The organism is Thermohahella caldifontis, from assembly GCF_041153465.1.
Classification (GTDB): Bacteria; Pseudomonadota; Gammaproteobacteria; order Pseudomonadales; family Oleiphilaceae; genus Thermohahella; species Thermohahella caldifontis.
Genome location: NZ_CP154858.1, coordinates 1,499,779 through 1,521,596 on the forward strand (window position 1 = coordinate 1,499,779; position 21,818 = coordinate 1,521,596).

The 21,818-nt window shown below is 62.0% G+C and carries 21 protein-coding genes and 1 tRNA gene; 17 read left to right on the forward strand and 5 right to left on the reverse strand.

Annotation, left to right across the window (positions count from 1 at the left end; genetic code table 11):
• The first annotated feature begins 2 nt into the window (after positions 1-2).
• From AAIA72_RS07365 to AAIA72_RS07395, 7 genes are read left to right on the forward strand one after another with little or no spacing between them, the layout of a single operon-like run.
• On the forward strand, positions 3-899 hold the full coding sequence (locus tag AAIA72_RS07365; RefSeq protein WP_369602756.1) for an SDR family oxidoreductase: 897 nt from the start codon (positions 3-5) through the stop codon (positions 897-899).
• The gene (locus tag AAIA72_RS07370) at positions 886-2,499 is read left to right on the forward strand and encodes an acyl-CoA carboxylase subunit beta (RefSeq protein ID WP_369602757.1); all 1,614 of its coding nucleotides are present in this window, start codon (positions 886-888) and stop codon (positions 2,497-2,499) included. Before AAIA72_RS07365 ends, AAIA72_RS07370 begins: the two co-directional genes overlap by 14 nt.
• A gap of 24 nt (positions 2,500-2,523) precedes the next feature.
• Complete coding sequence (locus AAIA72_RS07375) at positions 2,524-3,687, forward strand: acyl-CoA dehydrogenase family protein (protein WP_369602758.1); 1,164 nt, start codon at positions 2,524-2,526, stop codon at positions 3,685-3,687.
• 2 nt (positions 3,688-3,689) lie between these two features.
• Positions 3,690-4,508, forward strand: a complete 819-nt coding sequence (locus AAIA72_RS07380; protein WP_369602759.1) for an enoyl-CoA hydratase/isomerase family protein — start codon at positions 3,690-3,692, stop codon at positions 4,506-4,508.
• A 36-nt stretch (positions 4,509-4,544) separates the two neighbouring features.
• Positions 4,545-6,470: a biotin carboxylase N-terminal domain-containing protein gene (locus tag AAIA72_RS07385; RefSeq protein ID WP_369602981.1), complete on the forward strand. Its 1,926-nt coding sequence runs from the start codon at positions 4,545-4,547 to the stop codon at positions 6,468-6,470.
• The gene (locus AAIA72_RS07390) at positions 6,467-7,297 is read left to right on the forward strand and encodes an SDR family oxidoreductase (protein WP_369602760.1); all 831 of its coding nucleotides are present in this window, start codon (positions 6,467-6,469) and stop codon (positions 7,295-7,297) included. Before AAIA72_RS07385 ends, AAIA72_RS07390 begins: the two co-directional genes overlap by 4 nt.
• Before the next feature lie 26 nt (positions 7,298-7,323).
• Positions 7,324-9,159, forward strand: coding sequence for a long-chain-acyl-CoA synthetase (locus AAIA72_RS07395; RefSeq protein WP_369602761.1), 1,836 nt, complete (start codon positions 7,324-7,326; stop codon positions 9,157-9,159).
• A gap of 91 nt (positions 9,160-9,250) precedes the next feature.
• Here AAIA72_RS07395 and AAIA72_RS07400 read toward each other — a convergent pair whose 3' ends face one another.
• A complete protein-coding gene (locus tag AAIA72_RS07400; protein ID WP_369602762.1) occupies positions 9,251-10,072 on the reverse strand; it encodes a substrate-binding periplasmic protein in 822 nt (273 codons plus the stop codon).
• A gap of 352 nt (positions 10,073-10,424) precedes the next feature.
• Between AAIA72_RS07400 and AAIA72_RS07405 the strand changes: the two genes are divergently transcribed.
• The 7 genes from AAIA72_RS07405 (at position 10,425) to alr (ending at position 15,968) form a co-directional block, all read left to right on the forward strand.
• Positions 10,425-10,871 (forward strand): hypothetical protein, encoded by a 447-nt coding sequence (locus AAIA72_RS07405; protein WP_369602763.1) that lies wholly within the window; start codon positions 10,425-10,427, stop codon positions 10,869-10,871.
• A gap of 121 nt (positions 10,872-10,992) precedes the next feature.
• Entirely contained in the window at positions 10,993-12,084 is a 1,092-nt protein-coding gene (locus AAIA72_RS07410; protein WP_369602764.1) for a PLP-dependent cysteine synthase family protein, read from the forward strand.
• 151 nt (positions 12,085-12,235) lie between these two features.
• Positions 12,236-12,664, forward strand: a complete 429-nt coding sequence (gene rpsF, locus AAIA72_RS07415; RefSeq protein WP_369602765.1) for a 30S ribosomal protein S6 — start codon at positions 12,236-12,238, stop codon at positions 12,662-12,664.
• Positions 12,665-12,676: 12 nt separating this feature from the next.
• Positions 12,677-12,907 carry a 30S ribosomal protein S18 gene (gene rpsR / locus AAIA72_RS07420; RefSeq protein WP_369602766.1) on the forward strand — a complete coding sequence of 77 codons (231 nt, stop codon included), beginning with the start codon at positions 12,677-12,679 and terminating at the stop codon, positions 12,905-12,907.
• A 51-nt stretch (positions 12,908-12,958) separates the two neighbouring features.
• Entirely contained in the window at positions 12,959-13,405 is a 447-nt protein-coding gene (gene rplI, locus AAIA72_RS07425) for a 50S ribosomal protein L9 (RefSeq protein ID WP_369602767.1), read from the forward strand.
• 128 nt (positions 13,406-13,533) lie between these two features.
• Complete coding sequence (gene dnaB, locus AAIA72_RS07430) at positions 13,534-14,901, forward strand: replicative DNA helicase (RefSeq protein WP_369602768.1); 1,368 nt, start codon at positions 13,534-13,536, stop codon at positions 14,899-14,901.
• Positions 14,898-15,968: an alanine racemase gene (alr, locus tag AAIA72_RS07435; RefSeq protein ID WP_369602769.1), complete on the forward strand. Its 1,071-nt coding sequence runs from the start codon at positions 14,898-14,900 to the stop codon at positions 15,966-15,968. Before dnaB ends, alr begins: the two co-directional genes overlap by 4 nt.
• 6 nt (positions 15,969-15,974) lie before the next feature.
• On the opposite strand, the gene AAIA72_RS07440 is transcribed toward alr, so the two are convergent.
• Complete coding sequence (locus tag AAIA72_RS07440) at positions 15,975-16,337, reverse strand: hypothetical protein (RefSeq protein WP_369602770.1); 363 nt, start codon at positions 16,335-16,337, stop codon at positions 15,975-15,977.
• 128 nt (positions 16,338-16,465) lie between these two features.
• Between AAIA72_RS07440 and AAIA72_RS07445 the strand changes: the two genes are divergently transcribed.
• Positions 16,466-17,317 carry a sugar nucleotide-binding protein gene (locus tag AAIA72_RS07445; protein ID WP_369602771.1) on the forward strand — a complete coding sequence of 284 codons (852 nt, stop codon included), beginning with the start codon at positions 16,466-16,468 and terminating at the stop codon, positions 17,315-17,317.
• Between the two features lie 5 nt (positions 17,318-17,322).
• Here AAIA72_RS07445 and fnr read toward each other — a convergent pair whose 3' ends face one another.
• Together fnr and AAIA72_RS07455 are read right to left on the reverse strand one after the other, a co-directional pair.
• Positions 17,323-18,069: a fumarate/nitrate reduction transcriptional regulator Fnr gene (gene fnr, locus AAIA72_RS07450; RefSeq protein WP_369602772.1), complete on the reverse strand. Its 747-nt coding sequence runs from the start codon at positions 18,067-18,069 to the stop codon at positions 17,323-17,325.
• Positions 18,070-18,155: 86 nt separating this feature from the next.
• Positions 18,156-19,103, reverse strand: a complete 948-nt coding sequence (locus AAIA72_RS07455; RefSeq protein WP_369602773.1) for a hypothetical protein — start codon at positions 19,101-19,103, stop codon at positions 18,156-18,158.
• A 179-nt stretch (positions 19,104-19,282) separates the two neighbouring features.
• Here AAIA72_RS07455 and AAIA72_RS07460 point away from each other — a divergent pair, with 179 nt between their 5' ends.
• The gene (locus AAIA72_RS07460) at positions 19,283-20,002 is read left to right on the forward strand and encodes a lysophospholipid acyltransferase family protein (RefSeq protein ID WP_369602774.1); all 720 of its coding nucleotides are present in this window, start codon (positions 19,283-19,285) and stop codon (positions 20,000-20,002) included.
• 191 nt (positions 20,003-20,193) lie between these two features.
• Here AAIA72_RS07460 and AAIA72_RS07465 read toward each other — a convergent pair.
• Positions 20,194-20,270 (reverse strand) — tRNA-Met (locus AAIA72_RS07465).
• A 134-nt stretch (positions 20,271-20,404) separates the two neighbouring features.
• Between AAIA72_RS07465 and AAIA72_RS07470 the strand changes: the two genes are divergently transcribed.
• The gene (locus AAIA72_RS07470; RefSeq protein WP_369599988.1) at positions 20,405-21,715 is read left to right on the forward strand and encodes an ISNCY family transposase; all 1,311 of its coding nucleotides are present in this window, start codon (positions 20,405-20,407) and stop codon (positions 21,713-21,715) included.
• Positions 21,716-21,818 lie beyond the last annotated feature (103 nt).

Below are 21,818 nucleotides of genomic sequence, written 5' to 3' on the forward strand. Positions count from 1 at the left end.
TCATGCCCTTTGATACCATTTTTCGTCCCGGACTCTTTGCCGGTCAGACCCATATCGTGACCGGCGGCGGCAGTGGCATCGGCCGCTGCACCGCGCACGAACTGGCGGCGCTGGGAGCCCATGTGGTGCTCATCGGCCGCAAGCCGGAGAAACTGGAACGGGTTGCGGCGGAAATCCGTGAAGATGGCGGTGACGCCTCCTGTCATGCTCTGGACATCCGTGAAGAGGATGCCGTCAGGGCGGCCGTGCGCGAGATCGTCAAGGCACGGGGGCAGATCCATGGCCTCGTGAACAATGCCGGCGGCCAGTTTCCCGCCCCGCTGGCCAGCATCAATCAGAAAGGTTTCGAGGCGGTCGTCCGCACCAACCTGACGGGCGGCTTTCTCGTCGCGCGCGAGGTGTACAACCAGAGCATGAACCGCCACGGGGGAGCCATCGTCAACATCATCGCGGACATGTGGGGCGGCATGCCCGGCATGGGTCACTCCGGTGCCGCCCGGGCCGGCATGGACAACCTCACCAAGACGGCCGCGGTGGAATGGGCAGCGTCCGGTGTCCGTGTCAACGCGGTTGCGCCCGGCTGGATCGCCTCCAGCGGCATGGACAACTACGATGCCGGCATGAAGACCTTCATCGCCAGCCTGAAAAACGGCGTGCCGCTCAAGCGCCTGGGAACGGAAGCGGAAGTCTCCGCCGCCATCTGCTTTCTGCTCAGCGATGCCGCTGCATTCATCACCGGCAGCACCCTCAGGATTGACGGTGCCGCACCCCTCGGTGGGCGTGTCTGGCCCCTGCCGAAGGCACGCAACGTCAAGGTCTGGCAGGGTTTCCACCGCTACGAAAAACCCCGCGTCATTCAGATGATCGAAGAAGAGGAGGCGGGTCATGCCGGTCATTGAATCCACGCTTCATCCGGGCAGTGACGAATTTTCCCGCAACCGCGACGCCATGCTGGAGGCCATAGCGTCCTTCCGTGCGGTGGAACGCAAGGTGGTGGAAAAGGCCGAAGCGGCACGGGAAAAATTCCACAAGAAGGGCAAGCTCCTGCCCAGGGAGCGCCTGGGCCTGCTGCTGGACCGCAACAGCCCCTTCCTGGAACTCTGCTCCCTGGCCGGCTACCGCATGCACGATGACAAGGACGGCTCCATGGCCGGTGGCGGCATCATCGCCGGCATCGGCTACGTGTCCGGCAAGCGCTGTCTGATCGCCATCAACAACGCGGCCATCAAGGGGGGCACCATCACGCCTGCCGGACTCGACAAAACCCTGCGCATCCAGACCATCGCCATGGAGAACAAGCTCCCCATCGTCTCCCTGTCGGAGTCCGGCGGCGCCAACCTCAACTACGCCACGGACATCTTCGTGCTGGGCGCCCGCGCCTTTGCCAACCAGGCCCGCCTGTCGGCCATGGGCATTCCCCAGATCACCGTGGTTCACGGCAACGCCACGGCAGGCGGTGCCTATCAGCCCGGACTGTCGGACTACGTGATCGTGGTCCGCGAAAAGACCAAGATGTTCCTCGCCGGCCCACCCCTGCTCAAGGCCGCCACGGGCGAAATTGCCACGGACGAGGAACTGGGCGGCGCTGAAATGCACGCCAGCGTGGCGGGTACCGCCGAATTTCTGGCCGAAGACGATGCGGATGGCATCCGGATCGCCCGGGACATTCTCAATCACCTTCCCTGGCCCCGTCCGGACAGCCCCTTGCGCCAGCCGCCCCGGCCACCCCGCTATGACGCGGAAGAACTGCTGGGCATCGTACCGGCAGATCCCCGGCAGCCTTATGACGTGCGCGAAATCCTGGCACGCATAGCGGATGACTCCGAGTACCTGGACTTCAAGCCCGATTTCGACAGCCAGACCGTCTGTGGCTGGATCCGGGTGGACGGATGGCCGGTGGGCATCATCGGCAACAACGGCCCCATCACCCCCAAGGGGGCGGCCAAGGCCAGCCAGTTCATCCAGCTCTGCGAACAGAGCCATACCGCCCTGCTGTTCCTGCACAACACCACCGGCTTCATGGTGGGGACGGATTCGGAACAGAACGGTGTCATCAAGCACGGCTCGAAGATGATCCAGGCCGTTGCCAACGCACGGGTTCCCCGCATCACGCTGGTGGTGGGCGGCTCCTACGGCGCCGGCAACTACGCCATGTGTGGCCGGGGGCTGGATCCGCGTTTCATCTTTGCCTGGCCCAATTCGCGCACCGCCGTCATGGGCGGCGCACAGGCCGGCAAGGTACTGCGCATCGTCACCGAGGAAAAACAGCGCAAGATGGGCATGGAGCCGGATCCGAAGATGCTTGATGCCATCGAGCAGGCCACGGCCTCGAAACTGGATCAGGGCTCGACCGCCCTCTATGGCACCGCCCGCCTCTGGGATGACGGCCTCATCGACCCGCGGGACAGCCGTGCGGTTCTCAGCGAGGTCCTGTCCATCTGCTATGAGGCCGAGGCCCGGTCCCTGCGCCCCATTACCTTCGGCGTTGCCCGATTCTGACAGAACAAGAACGAGGACAGACAGATGATTTTCACTCAGGAACACAACGAACTGCGCCGCACCGTCCGCAATTTTGTGGAAAACGAGCTCAACCCGCATGCGGATGAGTGGGAAAAGGCCGGCGAGTTTCCCATACATGACGTCTTCCGGCGCATGGGCGAACTCGGCCTGCTGGGCATCCACAAGCCGGAACAGTATGGCGGCATGGGTCTCGACTACAGCTACAACATGGTGGCGGCCGAAGAACTGGGGTGCTGTGCGGCAGGGGGCGTAGCCCTGTCCATCGGCGTCCAGACCGACATGTGCACCCCCGCCCTGGCCCGCTTCGGCTCCGACGAGCTGAAGGAAGAATTTCTGGCACCGGCCATCCGCGGTGAAGCGGTGGGCTGTATCGGCGTGAGCGAACCCGGCGCCGGCTCCGATGTGGCCGGCCTGAAAACCACCGCCCGCAGTGACGGCGATGACTACATCATCAACGGCACCAAGATGTGGATCACCAACGCCCCCAAGGCTGACTTCATGTGCCTGCTCGCCAACACCTCGGAAGGTGCGCCGCACAAGAACAAGTCGCTCATCATCGTCCCCATGAACCTGCCCGGCATCGAAGTCGCCCCGAAGCTCGACAAGCTCGGCATGCGCAGCTCCGAAACGGCTCAGGTGTTCTTCGATGACGTCCGGGTTCCCAAACGCAACCGGATCGGTGCCGAAGGCATGGGCTTCATGATCCAGATGATCCAGTTTCAGGAAGAGCGCCTCTGGGGCGCCTCCAACATCATCCGCGCACTGGAGCGCTGTGTGGAGCAGACCATCGGCTACTGCCGCGAGCGGGAAACCTTCGGACAGCCGCTCATCAACAACCAGTACATCCACTTCCGCCTGGCCGAACTGCAGACCGAGATCGAGGCCCTGCGTGCCCTGACCTATCGCGCCTGCGAACTCTACATCCACGGCAAGGATGTCACCCAGCTGGCCTCCATGGCCAAGCTCAAGGCCGGCCGTCTGGGACGTGAAGTCACCGACACCTGCCTCCAGTACTGGGGCGGCAACGGCTTCATGTGGGACAACCCCGTCTCCCGGGCCTACCGGGACGTGCGTCTGGTCTCCATCGGCGGGGGCGCAGACGAAATCATGCTCGGCATCATCTGCAAGCTCATGGGCATCCTGCCCGGCAAGCGCAAGGAGAGCTAATCATGGACTGGCCCTACTTCACCACCCTGGAACTGGACGAACAATCCGGCATGGTGCACGTCTGGCTGAACCGGCCGGACGTGCGCAACGCCATGAGCCTGGACATGGTCAACGAACTCAACACCCTGTTCGAAATTGCCGATGCCAATCCAGGGATCCGGGCGCTCATCCTGCGCGGCAGGGGCGGCCACTTCTGCGCTGGCGGCGACATCCGTGACATGGCCAATGCGCGGGCGCGGGCCGCCAAGGGAGACGGCGACCCCTTCTTTGAGCTCAACCGGGCATTCGGGCGCATGATCACCCGGGCAAACCGCGTCGCCTGCCCCGTGGTGGCGATTCTGGAAGGCGCCGTCCTGGGCGGCGGTTTCGGCCTCGCCTGCGTCAGTGATATCGCCCTGGCACATGCCGACTGTCAGTTCGGTCTGCCGGAAACCGGGCTCGGCATTCCGCCGGCTCAGATTGCCCCGTTCGTGGTGCAGCGGATCGGTCTGACCCGGGCACGTGCCCTCGCCCTGACCGGTGCCCGATTCGATGGCCGCACGGCCCTGCAATATGGCCTCGTTCACGAGACGGCAGACACCCCGCAGGCTCTGGATGCCGCCGTGCAGGAAACCCTGGAACGCATCCGCCGCTGCGCACCGGGCGCCAACCGCGTCACCAAGGCACTGCTGCTGGGGACCCTTGAGCGCCCCCTGGACGAACTGCTGGATGATGCCGCCCGCGCTTTCTCCAGCGCCATTCAGGGTGAGGAAGGGCAGGAAGGCACCCTGGCCTTCATGCAGAAACGCAAGCCCCGCTGGGCGGAGGTGAAGGATGCATAAGATTCTGATCGCCAACCGGGGGAAATCGCCTGTCGCATCCTGCGCACGGCGCACGATCTGGGCTACCGCACGGTTGCCGTCTACAGCGAAGCCGACCGACATGCCCGCCATGTCAGTCTGGCTGACGAAGCAGTCTGCCTGGGTCCGGCTGCAGTGTCCGCTTCCTACCTGAACATGGAGGCCATTCTCGGGGCTGCACAGCGCACCGGCGCCGATGCCATCCATCCCGGCTATGGTTTCCTGTCCGAGAATGCCGACTTTGCCGAACGCTGTCAGCAGGCCGGCCTCACCTTCATCGGCCCCCCAGTGGAGGCCATTCGCCTGATGGGATCCAAGCGCGAATCCAAGCTGGCCATGCTCCGGGCGGACGTTCCCTGCGTGCCCGGTTACGAAGGTGATGACCGGGACGACAGCGTGCTGCTGGACGCCGCGCGCCAGATCGGCTTTCCGGTCATGATCAAGGCTTCGGCAGGCGGCGGCGGTCGCGGCATGCGCCGCGTGGACCGGGAAGAGGATTTCCTGGCCGAACTGCGGACCGCGCGCTCCGAAGCCCGCAACGCCTTCGGCTCCGACACGCTCATTCTGGAAAAGGCGGTCATCGCCCCCCGGCATATCGAAATCCAGGTCTTTGCCGACCGGCATGGCAACGTCATCCATCTCAACGAACGCGACTGCTCCGTCCAGCGCCGCCATCAGAAGGTCATCGAAGAAGCCCCCTCCCCCTTCATGACACCTGAATTGCGTGATGCCATGGGCCGGGCCGCCGTGCAGGCCGCCCGCGCCTGCGGCTACGTGGGTGCCGGCACGGTCGAGTTCCTCGTGGATGCGGAACGCAACTTCTACTTCCTCGAAATGAACACCCGCCTGCAGGTCGAGCACCCGGTCACCGAAGGCATCACCGGTCAGGACCTGGTTGCCTGGCAACTGCGGGTTGCCGAAGGTGATCCCCTGCCCCTGACCCAGGCGGAAGTCCCCCTCCTCGGACACGCCATCGAGGCACGCGTGTATGCCGAAGACCCGCACCGGAACTTCATGCCCCAAAGTGGCCCGGTGCTGCGCTGGCAAGCCCCCGAAGGCGAAGGCATCCGCGTGGATCACGGGCTGGTGGAAGGGGGGCAGGTCACCCCGCACTACGACCCCATGCTGGCCAAGATCATCGCCTGGGGGCCCGACCGCACCACGGCCATACGCCGCCTGCAGCGTGCCCTGCAGGAAACCCGCGTACTGGGCGTCACCACCAACCTGGACTATCTGCAGGCCATTCTGGCCATTCCGGAGTTTCACCAGCCCGGGCCGACCACAGCCTTCGCCGAAACCTGGTCCGACACCCTGCTGGCCCCGCCACCCGAAGACCGGATGAGGAGCCTGCACGCACTGGCTGCACTCTGCCTGCACCTCGAACAGGCCCCCGTCGAGCGTGCCGCATTCTGGAACAGCAGCCCCAGCGCCAGTCCCTACGAGCTGCGCTACGGGGACGATCTGATCGAACTCACACTGCATCCGGAACGGGACGGCGCCCTGACGGCACGACTGGGAACGCACAGTCTCAGTCTGCGTCCACTGACCCGCTCGCCGGGCCGCCTTGTCGTCGAAGTCAATGGGATCCGCAGCCAGGTGGACTACACTTGTACGGATCATCAGATCCACCTGCACTGGCAGGGACGGCGAGGTGTCTGGCACGACCTGACCCATCAGCCGGCCGAACGCAGTGCGGAGGCCGCCAGCCGTGAGATCCTGGCCCCCATGGACGGCCAGGTCATGCACGTGGCCGTGGAGCCGGGACAAGCCGTGGCAGCCGGCGACCTGATCGCCGTCATTGAAGCCATGAAAATGGAACACCCCCTGCGCGCCAGAGCCGCGGGAACCGTCGCCGCCGTGCACGTCAGCGCCGGCCAGCAGGTCCGCATCCGGCAACTGGTGGCAGAACTGGATCTGAACACGACCGAGGAGAATGCTGAATGACATCGCCCCTGCACGACCGGGTTATCCTGATCACCGGCGCAAGCCGCGGCATCGGACGAGCCATGGCCCTGCGCCTGGCCCGCGAGGGCGCCAAACTAGTGCTGGCCGGCAAGACGCTGGATCCCCACCCCAAGCTGCCCGGTACCCTGCCGGAAGTCGCCGAGGCCATCCGCAAGCTGGGCAGTGAGGCACTGGTCGTGCGCTGTGACGTGCGTAACGACAATGAACTGGATACGCTGGTGGAAACCGCATGCGAGCACTTCGGGGGAATCGACGTCGTCATCAACAACGCCGGAGCCATCTCGCTGACACCGGTCGAACACACGCCTCTCAAGAAATTCGACCTCATGCACCAGATCAACACCCGGGCGGTTCTGGCACTGGCACAGCGCGCGTTACCGGCGCTGAAGGCATCCACCCATGCACACATTCTCAACCTGTCGCCGCCCCTGAACCTGGATCCCAAATGGTTCGCGGCCTATGCCCCCTACACCCTGACCAAGTACGGCATGTCCATGCTCACGCTCGGGATGGCGGGGGAATTCCGCAAGTATGGCATTGCGGTCAACAGCCTCTGGCCCAGGACGCTCATTGCCACGGCAGCCGTCGAACACCAGCCCGGCGGAGAAATGCTGATCCGCCAGGCACGCAAGCCGGACATCATGGCAGATGCCGCCTGCGAGATCCTCAAGGGCGACCCGGCGACACGCACCGGACAACACCTGATTGACGAACAGGTTCTGGCGGAAGCCGGCATCACCGACCTGGATCGTTACAAGGCCGATCCCAACGCCGACAAGCTGCTGCCCGACCTGTATGTGACATAACAACAACACCAGGAGACCGAACCCAGATGACCGAACACACCACAGCGGATGACCGCATCCGTCTGCCCGACGTGCTGCGCAAGCTGCCGGAACTGGGCCGCCGTGCCCCGAAAATTGTCCAAGGCTACTATTATTACGCACTGCTGGGGCCGGAAAGCCGCAAGACCCTGGCCAGCGTGCTGGAGGACAATGCACGCAGTCACCCCAACCAGCCGGCCATCCTCTACGGTGACCGGACGCTGACCTATGCGGCACTGGATGCCTGGGCCAACCGCTTTGCCCATTATTACCGGGCCCGTGGCATCGGCCGTGGTGATGTCATCGCCATCGACATGGAAAACCGTCCGGAACTGTTTGCCGCCATCATGGGCGCACACAAGCTCGGCGCCGCGTGCGCCATGATCAATACCGCCCAGAAGGGCGCGGTGCTGGCCCACAGCCTGACCCTCACCCACCCCAAACTGCTGGTCATCGGCGCCGAACAGGTCCCCCTGTTCGAAACGGTGAGGGAGGAAATGCAGGCCAGCGGCCACACCCGCATCATCTGGATCCAGGATCCCGATCAGCCCGGCGACTGCCCGGAAGGCTACGAGGATGGCCTCACCCAGCTCAACCGCTACCCGGACACCAAGCCCCGACTGGCAGATCCACCCAGAGCGGGTGACGTCGCCTTCTACCTGTTCACCAGCGGCACCACCGGCCTGCCCAAGGCCGCCCCCTCCAGCCACCAGAAGTGGTTCAAGGCGTACGGCGGCTTCGGATTCATGTCCCTGGCCATGACGCCCGATGATGTCATGTACGTCACCCTGCCCTTCTATCACGGCACCGCACTGCTGGTATGCTGGGGTGCGACCCTTGCCGGCGCCTCCACCCTTGCCGTGCGCCGCAAGTTCAGTGCCTCCGCCTTCTGGGATGACGTGCGTCGCTACCATGCCACCTGTTTCGGCTACGTGGGTGAACTCTGCCGCTACCTCCTCAACCAGCCACCGTCGCCCAACGACCGCAACCATTCACTGCGCAAGATGATCGGCAATGGCCTGCGCCCCTCCATCTGGCGCGAATTCAAGGAACGCTTCGGCATCGAACAGGTTGCCGAACTCTACGGCTCCAGCGAAGGCAACATCGGATTCAGCAACTTCCTGAATCTGGACAATACGGTCGGCTTCTCCACCGCTCCCTTTGCGCTGGTGAAATACCATGAAGGCACCCGCGAACCGGTACGGGACGAAAAGGGCCGGCTCATCCGCGTCAGAAAGGGTGAACCCGGTCTCCTGATCGGCAAGATCACCAGGCGCTGGCGCTTCGAAGGCTATACACAAAAGGAAGCCACCGAAAAGGTCATCCTCAGGGATTGTTTCAGGAAAGGCGATGCCTGGTTCAACACCGGTGATGTCCTGCGGGAAATCGGCTTCCGGCATCTCCAGTTTGTCGACCGCATGGGCGATACCTACCGCTGGAAGGGCGAAAACGTGTCCACCACGGAAGTGGAAAACATCTTTGACGGTTTCCCCGGCATCGAAGAAGCCATTGTCTATGGCGTGGAGATTCCCGGCACCAATGGCAAGGCCGGCATGGCCACACTGGTCCCTGCCGACCGCTCCTGCCCGCTGGACATGGACGCCCTCGCCCGGCACCTGTTTGACAACCTGCCCCCCTACGCCGTCCCCGTCTTCCTGCGCATCACGGATGCCATTGAAAAGACCGGCACGTTCAAGTATCGCAAGGTGGATATTCAGAAACTGGGCTACAGTCTGGAACGGCCGGGGGACGAGGTCTGGGTCATGCTGCCCGGAGACAAGGTCTGGACCCGCATGACACCGGAGATCGAAGCGGCCATCAACGCCGGCCAGCACCGCTTCTGAATGGCCGGGCATCCTCGCGATGCCCGGCACGGATCCGGCACCGTGGCGTTCAGATCAGGGCGCCGGACATCACTCGCCGCCGGCCTGCCGGTCAGAAAGGCGCGCGCACCGGTTCGGCATCCGCGGCCTGAGCCCAGCCGGGTGACCAGGGAGCCATATACGGTTTTCGGGCAAAGGCTTCCATCATGGCACCCGCCACCTCGGGAATGCGATACCGGGTAATGTGCTGATTCAGCCTGTCCAGCAGCAGGCGACCCGCAGCCGAATCCCTCACGGCAATACTGACCGGCCGGCGTGCCAGCGGACAGGGTGAAGCCATGAGACTGTCTTCCAGCCCCAGTTCGCGGATCATGGCCATGCCCGAATGATACTCCCCCACAAACACGTCAATCCGGCCAGCCGCCAGTTTGCGCAGATTCAGATCGTCACCGTTGACCCAATCGGCCTCGCGCCCCGTGTCCTCGCCGATGGCAGCATCCATCCCGGCGGGGTAGACGTACCCTTCCGTCAGCCCGAGCCTCATGGGGCGCGACGCCAGTTCCTGCCAGCTGCACACGGGGGCCGTGCCGACGCGGACAAACGCATGGTCCTGTTGCCAGAAAACGGGCTGACTGCGCAACACACCCTGCTCGTCCGAGGTTTCAAGATAGGGAAAGTAGATATCCGCACGCCGCATCTCCCAGACCAGCCGTGCACGCTTGGGCGGGAACACGTCAATCGTGAATTCGTAGGGCAGTTGCCCCACCACGCCCCGGAACCAGGTCATGAACAGACCCTGTTGTTCATTGTCCACATAGAAGGGGATTCTGGCGGCCGACACCCGGAAAACGGGATCCGTTCCCGCCCAGACCGGCCAGGCCAGGCCCAGCATGAGTCCTGCAATGCCTGCTCGCACGCAGCGCGACACCGTCATCCTGATTATCCTTGTCTCCGCCGGGCTGTTCTCTGCACCGCGCCTTCATCGCGCAGCGCGAACACGCACCTGCCCATTCGCGAAATTCAGCCCCGTGACTCGCCACCCGTTCTAACGCCGGGCTTGAAACTCCCCGGCGTATCCATCAGCCTAGGATGACAGAAGGGGATGCGTCCATACGCCAAAGGTCGAAATGCGACATAATTTCTGACACCGCGCTCACTTTAACGCGACCTCAAATGCAAAAATGGGAAGATCATCACACTTTGGTCATCTACATTTGTCCGGATGGCCGCTATCATGGGCCACCGATCATAACGACAATAACAACACCTCAAATCCGGATTGCGCCATGGATTCAACGTACTGGCTCGAGCAGATCAATGTGGGTGAGCAGATCGAGCACGCCCGCCATCTGGAACGGCATGATTTTGGCGAGGCGCTGGCCAGGCTCCGATCCGCCACCGAACAGTATCAGGCACTTCGGCGACACCCGGAGGCCGCCACCTGTCTGCGGCTGGAAGACCCGCGTCCCCTGCTGGCCGCCTGGCTGGAACAGGCGGGAGAATATGAAGCCGCCTACCAGCTCGTCCAGACCCTTGGTATGGCCCCGGAGCGGCCACACCTGAGCCCGAACCAGCTTCAGGCACTGGAAGCCCTCAAACTGAGACTCGAACACCGCCTGATGTTTGGCCGCGCAGCGCACCGGGGTACGGACCAGGTTTCTGCCCGCACGCCCGGTCAGCCCCGCAAAACGCCGTGCACCCCGGACGTCCGGCGCATACCGGTTGCAGTATGACCCTGCACCCGGCACGCCCCGTTTCACACGCCCGCGGTACATTCGGGCTCATCCGGCCCTCCCCTTGCCAAATTCCGCCACCTGCAACACAATGTCCGCTATCACACCGTCAGAGACCCGCATGACCACTTCAGACCGACAATGGGTGGCAGATGCCATACGCCGCATCCAGGCCGACTATCAGCGCTCGGCCGATACGCACCTGATCCGCTTTGACCTGCCCATTCTGGCGCAGCACGGCATCCAGATCTATCTGAAGGACGAATCCACCCACCCGTCCGGCAGCCTCAAGCACCGGCTGGCCCGCTCGCTTTTCCTGTACGGCCTCTGCAACGGACATATCGGACCCGATACACCCATCATCGAAGCGTCCAGCGGCAGCACCGCCATTTCCGAAGCCTATTTCGCCCGCCTGCTGGGCCTGCGTTTCATTGCCGTGGTACCGGAACACACCGCCCGGGAAAAGCTGGCCCAGATCGAATTTTATGGCGGCGAATGTCACAAGGTACCGGCCACCGCTCTCTACAGTGAAGCCGAACGACTTGCGAGAGAACTGGGCGGCCATTACATGGACCAGTTCACCTATGCTGAACGCGCCACCGACTGGCGGGGCAACAACAACATCGCCGAAAGCCTGTTCGGTCAGATGCAGCATGAGGCCCATCCCATTCCCGCATGGGTGGTGATGAGCGCCGGTACCGGCGGCACCTCGGCCACGATCGGCCGCTACATCCGCTACCGGCCGGAGTACCTCGAAAACACACAACTGTGCGTCGTTGACCCGGAAAACTCCGTGTTCGAACCCTACTACCGCACACGCAATCCGAATCTGACACTCGCGACCGGCTCACGGATTGAAGGCATTGGACGGCCAAGGGTCGAACCCTCCTTTCAGCCTCAGGTCATCGATCGCATGATGGTCATCCCGGACGCCTTCAGCCTGGCCACCATCCACTGGCTGATGCGCCATCTGGGACGCCGCTGCGGGGGCTCCACCGGCACCAACCTCGCCGGCACACTCCTGCTTGCGAGTGAAATGATCCGGGCGGGCGAACAGGGCAGTCTGGTCACGCTCATCTGCGACCCCGGCGAACGCTACCTGGAAACCTACTACAACCCCGAATGGCTGGCCGAACAGAAACTGGTGCTTGCCCCCTGGCTGGAAAAGCTGGAAGCGTTCGAGCACAGCGGGCACCTGACACTCGGCTCCTGAACCGTTCGGCCCCGAGTCATTGCCTGCAAACCGATATTGCTTGCAATTTGATCGCCACCTCTCTAAAATTACCGCCTCTTGAAATCCATGATTCAACTCCTTGCTGGCCGAACCAAGGTTCGCCGGCTGCCTTAAACCGAAGGGAGAGACAATGCGTCACTATGAAATTGTGATCCTGGTACATCCGGATCAGAGTGAACAGGTTCCCGCGATGATCGAGCGCTACACCTCGAACATCACTGCCAACGGCGGCAAGATTCACCGCCTGGAAGACTGGGGCCGTCGCCATCTGGCCTATCCGATCCAGAAAATCCACAAGGCTCACTACGTACTGATGAACATCGAGTGCGATCAGGCCACGCTGGACGAACTGGCTCACGCCTTCCGCTTCAACGATGCCATTCTTCGCGAACTGATCATTCGTCGCAACGAAGCAGTAACCGAGCCTTCGCCGATCAAGGCTGCCGAAAGCCGCGAATCACGTCGTGACGACCGCGCTTCTGCGCCGCGCCGTGAAGAAGCGCTGGCAACCGAAGCCGACGAATCCGACGACGAATCCGACGACGCTACCGAAGAATAAGGGGGCACATCCATGGCACGTTTTTTCCGCCGCCGCAAATTCTGCCGTTTTTCGGCCGAAGGCATCAAAGAGATCGATTACAAGGACATCGAGCTGCTCAAGGGCTACATCACTGAGACCGGCAAGATCGTACCCAGCCGCATTACCGGTACCAAGGCCCGCTATCAGCGTCAGCTGGCAACTGCCATCAAGCGCGCACGCTACCTGGCCCTGCTGCCGTACACCGACAGCCACGATCTGTAAAGAATTAGCCGGCGAAGCCCCTGTTTCGCCCCAGAAATGAGGTTTAGCAAGATGGAAGTGATTCTGCTCGAGAAGGTCGCCAACCTTGGCAACCTGGGTGACAAGGTCACCGTCCGTCCGGGTTATGGACGCAACTACCTGATTCCTTATGGCAAGGCCGTACCTGCCACCAAGGAAAACCTGGCAGCATTTGAAGCACGTCGTGCCGAGCTGGAAAAGCAGGCTGCCGAAAAGCTGGCAGCTGCCCAGGCACGCGCCGAAGCACTGGATGGCAAGGAAATTACCATTACTGCCAAGGCCGGTGACGAAGGCAAGCTGTTCGGCTCTGTCGGCACCCGCGACATCGCGGAAGCCATCAGCGCCACAGGCACCGAAGTTCACAAGAGCGAAGTGCGCCTGCCGCAAGGTCCGCTGCGCGAAACCGGTGAATTCGAGATCACCCTGCAGCTGCACAGCGATGTGACCACTGCAGTCAAGCTGATCATCGTGGCCGAGTAATCCTTTACGAAGGATGACCGCAAGGGCAGCCCACCGGGCTGCCCTTTTCGTTTCAAGCGTTCACAACCCTGCCGCAAAAAGCCATAATACGCATCCCTAACTTCGCTGTCCGAGAGTACCTGCCTGCCGTGAAAGACGATACCCAGAAACTGCGCACGCCCCCTCATTCCAATGAGGCCGAACAGTCCGTCCTCGGAGGCCTGATGCTGGACAACAGCACTTGGGATCATGTTTCCGACCTGATCACCAGCCAGGACTTCTACCGCGTAGAGCACCGGCTGATTTTTGAAGCCATCTCCAGACTGGCCAATGAAAGCCAGCCTCTGGATGCCATCACGGTGTCTCAGGAACTGGAACGCCGCGGAGAACTGGAAAAGGCAGGCGGACTGGCCTATCTCTCCGAGCTGGCCCGCAACACCCCCAGCGCAGCAAACATCCGGGCCTATGCGGACATCGTCCGGGAGCGCGCAGTGCTGCGCCGGCTGATTACCGCGGCCAATGAAATCCAGGAACAGGCCTACAACCCCGCCGGCCTCAAGAGCGAGGAGATTCTGGATGAGGCCGAACGCAAGGTCTTCCAGATCGCCGAGGACCGCCCCAACCAGGGCGGCCCGGAAAAGGTGGCCCCGGTACTGGTCAAGACGCTGGAAAAGATTCAGCAGCTTTACGAGCAGGAAGCCAGCATCACGGGGGTGACAACCGGTTTCAAAGATCTGGACGACATGACCGCGGGCATGCAGCCCTCCGACCTCATCATCGTCGCAGGCCGCCCCTCCATGGGTAAAACCACCTTCGCCATGAACCTGGTGGAAAACGCCCTCATGAAAACCGGTCTGCCCACTCTGGTATTCAGCATGGAGATGCCCGCCGATTCCATCGTCATGCGGATGCTCTCGTCACTGGGCCGTATCGACCAGACCAAGGTCCGGACCGGCAAACTGGATGACGAAGACTGGCCCCGCCTGACCTCGGCCATCAACCTGCTCAAGGACAAACCGCTCTACATCGATGATACGCCCGCCCTGAGCCCGACGGAAATGCGCTCCCGGGCACGGCGCGTGGCGCGCGAGCACGGCGGCAAGCTGGGCCTGATCATGGTCGACTATCTGCAGCTCATGCGGGTGCCGGGCAACAACGAAGGCCGGACGGCTGAAATCTCCGAAATTTCCCGGTCTCTCAAGGCGCTGGCGAAAGAACTGGATTGCCCCGTGGTCGCCCTCTCCCAGCTCAACCGCAGCCTCGAACAGCGCCCCAACAAGCGTCCGGTCAACTCGGATCTGCGGGAATCCGGCGCCATCGAGCAGGATGCCGACGTCATCATTTTCATTTACCGGGACGAGGTCTACCACGAAGACTCGCCCGACAAGGGAATTGCCGAGATCATCATCGGCAAGCAGCGGAACGGTCCCATCGGCACTGTTCGCCTTGCCTTCCAGGGACGCTATACGCGCTTCGAGGATCTCGCGCCCGAGTATGCGGGAGCGAACTACGAGTGAGACCGCTCATCGCCCGGATCGACACCCAGGCCCTGCGCCACAACATGCAGCGTCTCCGGGGCATAGCCGGCACGGCCCGGCTGATGACATTGCTCAAGGCCAATGCCTACGGACATGATCTGGTGCTGGTGGCACGCGCCCTGGCAGATCTCAACGAACGGCTTGCCGTCGCCTGCCTGGATGAAGCTGTTGCATTGCGTAATGCCGGCATCCGGACGCCCGTACTGATACTTCAGGGCCCCTACTCGCCGGATGAATGGGACGAGGGCCTTCACTTGGGCAAGGTGGAATGGGTCATCCACCATCCCTCCCAGTGGGACTGGATCAGAACCGCAACCGGTAGCGCCATCTGGCTCAAGTTCAACACCGGCATGGGCCGCCTGGGCCTGCCTGCATCGGAAGTCAGAACCTGGCTGGATGCCCTGCAAAACAGCCACCACCAGTTGCGCGGCATCATGACCCACTATGCCTGCGCCGACGAACCCGAAGGCGAACACTGGCACAATCAGCACGCCACGGTCAGCCGGCTGGCCGAAGCACTGCCCGGGGCACTGGACTTCAGCGCCTCCAATTCCGCCGCCCTGTTCAACGGCATTCATCCCCGTGAAACCTGGGCACGACCCGGCATCAGTCTCTACGGCGCCTCCCCTTATGCGGATCGCAGCGCCGAAGCGCTCGGGCTGAAACCGGTCATGACGCTGATCAGCCAGGTGATTGCGGTCAACCGGATACGAAAGGGCGAAACCGTCGGCTACGGCGCCACCTGGACCGCGCCGCGTGACAGCCGGATTGCGGTGGTCGCTGCCGGATACGGAGACGGCTATCCGCGCCATGCCCGAACCGGCACGCCTGTCCGGGTTGCCGGCCACAGGGTACCCCTTGTGGGGCGGGTCTCCATGGATATGCTGACTGTGGATGTGACCGATTATCCGGATGTGGACGTCGGCGCCCCCGTCGAACTCTGGGGGCCCGGTCTGAGCGTGGACGAAGTCGCACGCCATGCCGACACCATCAGCTACACCCTGACGACCGGCCTGACCGCCAGGGTGCCTCGCCAGGCTGTCTGAAGCCGATCAGGCGGCCTTTGCCTCCTCGGCCTCGAACAGAATCTCCTCGATAAAGCCCGTGATGGCCACCAGCTGCTCTTCCGTCAGCCGGTGCAACACCTTCCTGATGACCATGCGAATGCCCTTCTGGGTGCTCGAAAGCCCCATCTGAGCGATCTTCATGGTCATGCTGCCGGCATTGACGCGACGCAGGGGCTCCATGAAATAAAACTCCATGCCCGACACCGTCATGTCCATGATGACCTCGTACATGAGGTCCACGTGCTGGGATGCCGGCTGATCATAGCGCACGCGATGGATCAGCTGTGCCGCGCGGTCCATGATGGGTTGCGGAACCGGTGCCGCGATATGAGATTGACTCTTGATCATCTTCTTCCTCATTGCAGGTGGATGCCGCTTCGGATGGCGGACTTACCATGGCTACGTTATGATTATGCCAGATCTCCGCCCCTTGCGGTGGTACACATGTCCCATTTGAATTCAGAGAGGAACCTTTTTTGACGGTCATCGTGACAGGCAGTGAAACCGCAATGGGCACCGCCATTCTGCGGCGCCTGATGGACAAGGGCATCGCCGTGCACCCGATTCTTTCGGGAGACTGCCACCTCCTCCACTCCAGACCGCTGAGCCATGCCAGACTACTGATACATGCTGCCCGCTTTGCCTGCCTGCAAACCTGCGCAGAAGCCCCCCAGGCCAGCCATGCCATGCTGGGTGCCATGGAGCAGGTCACACAATGGGGACTGGACACCGAAAGCCCGGTACTGGCGCTGTCCAGCTGCCTGATACTGAAGAGCCAGCCCCCGGAAAGACTTACCAGCCGAAGCCCCGTGGCGCCCCTCACGCCTCTGACACAGAGCCTGGCCGATTGTGAACGCTACCTCATGACCCGACACCCCCAGAGCATCGTTCTGCGTCTGGGTTGGCGGCTGACCTCCAACCGCGACGGCTGGCTGCACCGGATACTGACAACCCTCAGCGCACATGAACCGGTTCCGGCCCCCGAAGACAGCCGCTGCTCCCCCGTGTGCGAAGACGATGTCGCCCGCGTGGTCACCGCCATGACGCAGCAGATTCTCTGTGGTGCCCAATGCTGGGATGTCTATCATTACGGTGGCGTGGAAGATGTCAGTGTGCGGGAACTGGTCCGCTACATACAGGAAACGGCCCATATTGAAGGAACGCTGAACTTTGTGCAGAACACGGAAAACAGCCCCAGGCTGCCAGCCTGGTCACATACCAGCAGCAAGAAACTCAGGGATGATTTCGGCATACAAGCCAGACCCTGGCGCAGGGATCTGGGCGCACAGGTGGAACGGGTTCTCCGGCACCTGAATGCGCAGACCTGATTCTCTCAGGCCCGCTCACAGCTTGTCGCGTGGGAGACGACTTCCTTCAACCCCTCGAGGTCATGAATGGTCACATCGCGACCCTTCACATCCATCAGCCCCATCTTCGAGAACCGGGTCAGCAGACGACTGACGGTTTCCACCGCCAGGCCGAGATAGTTGCCCAGATCAGCCCGGGGCATGGGCAGACGGAACTGATACGGCGACAGATGACGCCGCTCATGACGCTTGCTCAGGGCAATGAACATGGACGCCAGTCGCTCCTCTGCCGAGTTCCGTGACAGCATGACGGCCAGCTGGCGACTGCCGCGAATCTCCTGACTCATGAGCTGAAAGAAATGGTGCTGCAGGGAAGGAATCTGCCCGGCCAGCTCCTCGAGCTTGTTCAGCGGTATCTCGCACACACTGCTGCGCTCCAGCGCAATCGCACAGGAGGTATAGCGATCCATGGTCACCGAATCCAGGCCCAGCACTTCACCCGGCAGGTAGAAGCCGGTAATCTGCTCCTCGCCGTCTTCGCTGACGGTATAGGTCTTGATGGAACCACTCTTGACGGCGTAACAGGAGCGGAAGGGTTCATCCTGATAGAATATGTGCTCGCCACGATCCACAACGCGCCCCTGATGAATCACCTCGTTCAGGCGATCCATTTCCTCGACCGACACGGCAATCGGCATGCAGAGCTTGCCGAGGCTGCAATGCGTACAATCGTTGGTCAGCACATCCGGTGCTGAAGCGATCCGTTGACCCATCCGCCATCCCTCCCAGAAAAGCTGAACATGAAATGCTTGCAATGTGGGCAGTGTACACCAAAAAGACTGGGAGGTTAAAGGCGGAATTATCTCTCAATGGGTAGATTTTTGCCCCCATGCCCGGATAACGGCAGCCGACCGGAATCCAGCGCTTCATAGTAGTGATCCAGACGCACCGTGTTCTGCCAGAACCCTTCGGCCGCGGCGGAAATTCCCCCCAACCCCAGGCCGCAGAGCGCGTCCACTTCAGGGAGTCCGGATGACCGCACGAAAAACCCCGGCACCGTTTCTCTGAAACCACCCAGAAGGCTGCGACAGGCTTCCAGATCACTTTCCACGAACACGGATGCCGGCATGCACAGCCTCAAAAGGGAATCCAGATCCCGCGCGGATTCGACACGAAAGTGCAGCCGTTCGAATCCCAGACTCCCGGCAAGACTGATGCACTGCTGCAAGGTGGCGTGGGCCCAGTGCTCGCCGTCCACAAAGTTGAAACAGAGGTCGGTGAACCCGAGGCCACTGAGCAACGGCAACACACCGTCTTCGGGCGGCGGCCCGCCCAGCTCCACCGAGCGGGCCGCGGGCCCCTCCGCGGATACCCCCAGCTTCCGGTTCAGACTGTACATGAGCTTGGTCAGCTCCAGCGGACACAGCAACCGAACCAGATCGGCCACCCAGTGCATGCCTGCAACCCGACCGGCCAGCAGGGGGCGGTAGAGATCAATTTCCCGAACCACGTAACTGACATACCGGCACCGGGCGCGGACATCCGCATGGCTGCTGAAGGGCATGCTCTCCATTCGCGGCACGGTCAGTGTCAGCAATACCCGGTGCTGCGCCAGCGCATCCACCTGCACACTCGGCAACGGCTCCGCACGATGCAGCCAGCCGACTGCCCCGGGATACAGCAGCGCAGTCCAGCTCGTCGTGGCCGGCCAGGAAAGTCCTTTCATGTCATGGGGCATCGTATTCGCTACCTGGGAGGGCCTGAATATCTCCACCGGATTCACGGATATTACCTTTGCCTGAATCATCGTCCAGCCTCCTTCTGCGGGCAGATCAGATATTCAGGCAGGTTCAGTATACGAAGCCCCCGCCCCTTCCATGTTGACGCCGGTCAATGCGCATGGCAAAAAAGTCGGATTGATCCGGAAAGGTTTGACCTGTTAGGCTTGCGCTCCCCGCTCGGAATTCGTCACAAAGGAGAAACGGGTTGCCCTGGATTCGCGGTGTCCTGTTCTATGCCCTGTACGGGCCCGGTATGGTGGTGTACACCACCCTGTTCCTGGTGCTCGGTCCCCTGCTCACCGCCCGGAGCAGGCACGCCCTCGCCCAAAGACTGGCCGGCGCCATCCTGACGACCGCTCGCACCGTTGCCGGCATACGCTACCGGATCCATGGCCGGGAAAACCTGCCGGACACACCCTGCGTGGTTTGCGCCAACCATGAAAGCGCCTGGGAAACCTACCTGCTGGGCTGGCTGATACAGCCCCAGTCGGCCGTACTCAAGAAGGAACTGCTCGCCATACCGTTCTACGGCTGGGCCGTGCGTCACCTGGCCCCCATTGCCATCGACCGCAATCGGCCGACGACCGCCATCAAACAACTGCTGCGCCAAGGCTCCGAGGCGCTCAAGGCCGGCCGCTGGGTGGTCATCTATCCTGAAGGCACCCGCGTGCGGCCGGGTGAAACCGTGCGCTACAACAAGGGCGCCGCGTCGCTGGCGATCCGCAATGGCGTGCCCATCGTTCCGGTCGCCCACAATGCCGGTGACTGCTGGCCACGCGGCACGGTCGCCAAATATCCGGGTACGGTCCAGGTGGTGCTGGGCCCGCCCATCCCGACCCAGGGACGCCGGCCGGATGATGTGATGGCAGATGTGGAAAGCTGGATCCGTAAAACCCGCAACGGTCTCAGTGCCCGGCCATCCTGAGTTGCCGGTCGGTATCAGGCGGGTCATTCGGACGGACAACCCTCACGACAGGTGCACGCCGCAACAGACGTCCCCGCGCCGAATGCCCCCTGAATTCCGGGCCCGCCACAACGTGATGCAAAGAGAGACAAAAGACGCAAACGGAAATAAAAAAGGCCGCCGGTATTCAGGCAGCCTTTCCAAGGAAGACATGGTAGCAAGGGGCGGATTTGAACCGCCGACCCCAGCATTATGAGTGCTGTGCTCTAACCAACTGAGCTACCTTGCCACGCTTTCGAGGCGCGTATTCTCAGGATTTTGGGCGCGCCTGTCAACCCCTTCAGAAATTTTTGTTAGCCCAAAGCTGTAATGTCCCCTTCTCGCAATTCTAAAATGTCCCCTTTTGGGATACAGGAGGGGGCAATGGCAGAGGAGACCATTGCAATGACGCAAAAAGCGATCGATCGGCTGGCAATCATTCAGCAGGTGACCGCAAAACAGCTTCGGCAACAGGAAGCTGCCCGGCAGCTTGGGCTGAGTGTCCGGCAAGTTAAGCGTCTGGTCGCCCGCTTTCGTCAGAAGGGGCCGTCAGGACTGGTTTCCGGCCATCTCGGTAAACGCCCGGGCAATGCAATTCCCGGGGCCGTGCGCAAGGAAGTACTCTCTCTGGTTCGCACACGCTACCCTGATTTCGGACCAACGCTTGCCTGTGAAAAACTCACCGCACTGCATGGATACAAGCTGTCAGCCGAGACCCTCCGACAGTGGATGATCGCTGACGGACTCTGGAAACCCGGAAAACGCAAGGCCGCCCGGATTCACCAGCGACGTCCCAGACGGCCCTGTCGCGGCGAGCTGATTCAGATTGACGGCTCACCACATGACTGGTTTGAAGGGCGCGGCCCGCGCTGCACCCTGATCGTGTTCATTGATGACGCCACCAGTGAACTGATGGCATTACGCTTCGCCCCGGCCGAGACCACCTGGGCTTACCTGCAGACACTGCAAGGCTATCTGGCCGAGCACGGCCGCCCCGCTGCTTTGTATTCCGACAAGCACAGCATCTTCCGGGTAAACCAACCCGAGCGCGAAGGTGAGCTGACCCAGTTCACCCGGGCTCTCAAAACGCTGGATATCGAGCCCATTCATGCCAATACCCCTCAGGCCAAGGGGCGTGTCGAGCGTGCCAACCAGACGCTTCAGGACCGCCTCGTCAAGGAGTTGCGTCTTGCGGGCATCTCGGACATTGAGACCGCCAATGCCTGGCTGCCGGGCTTTATGCGCGATTTCAACGCACGCTTTGCCAAACCCGCCCAGAACGCCACGGATGCTCACCGCCCCGTTCTGCACACACCAGAGGAGCTGGCGCTCATCCTGTGCCTGCACAACCACCGAAAGCTCTCAAAGAACCTGACCTTTCAGTTCAGGAACCGGGAATACCAGCTCACCGGCTATGGAAAGGGCTATCGGCTCCGGGGCGCCCGGATCACCATCTGTGAAGCACAGGATGGCCATGTGACGGTGCTCCACAAAGGGCATCAACTGGATTGGCAAATCCTGAGCGAAGGCGAGCCCCCGGTCCCTTTGGATGACGAGAAAAGCCTCCACCAACGTGTCGACAAGGCGAGAGCCAGACAAAAGGCATCCTCAGGCAGAAAGCCCGCGCCGGACCATCCATGGCGACGTTCTCCGGTTGGTAAAGCGGCCTCCGGCAGGCAGTCGGTAACCTCCTGAAACAGGATACCCAAAGGGGACACTTTAGCTTTGGTAAAAAGGGGACATTTTAGAATTGGGTTGACACCCCTTCAGAAATTTTTTTCACAACCGTTCCGGCCCC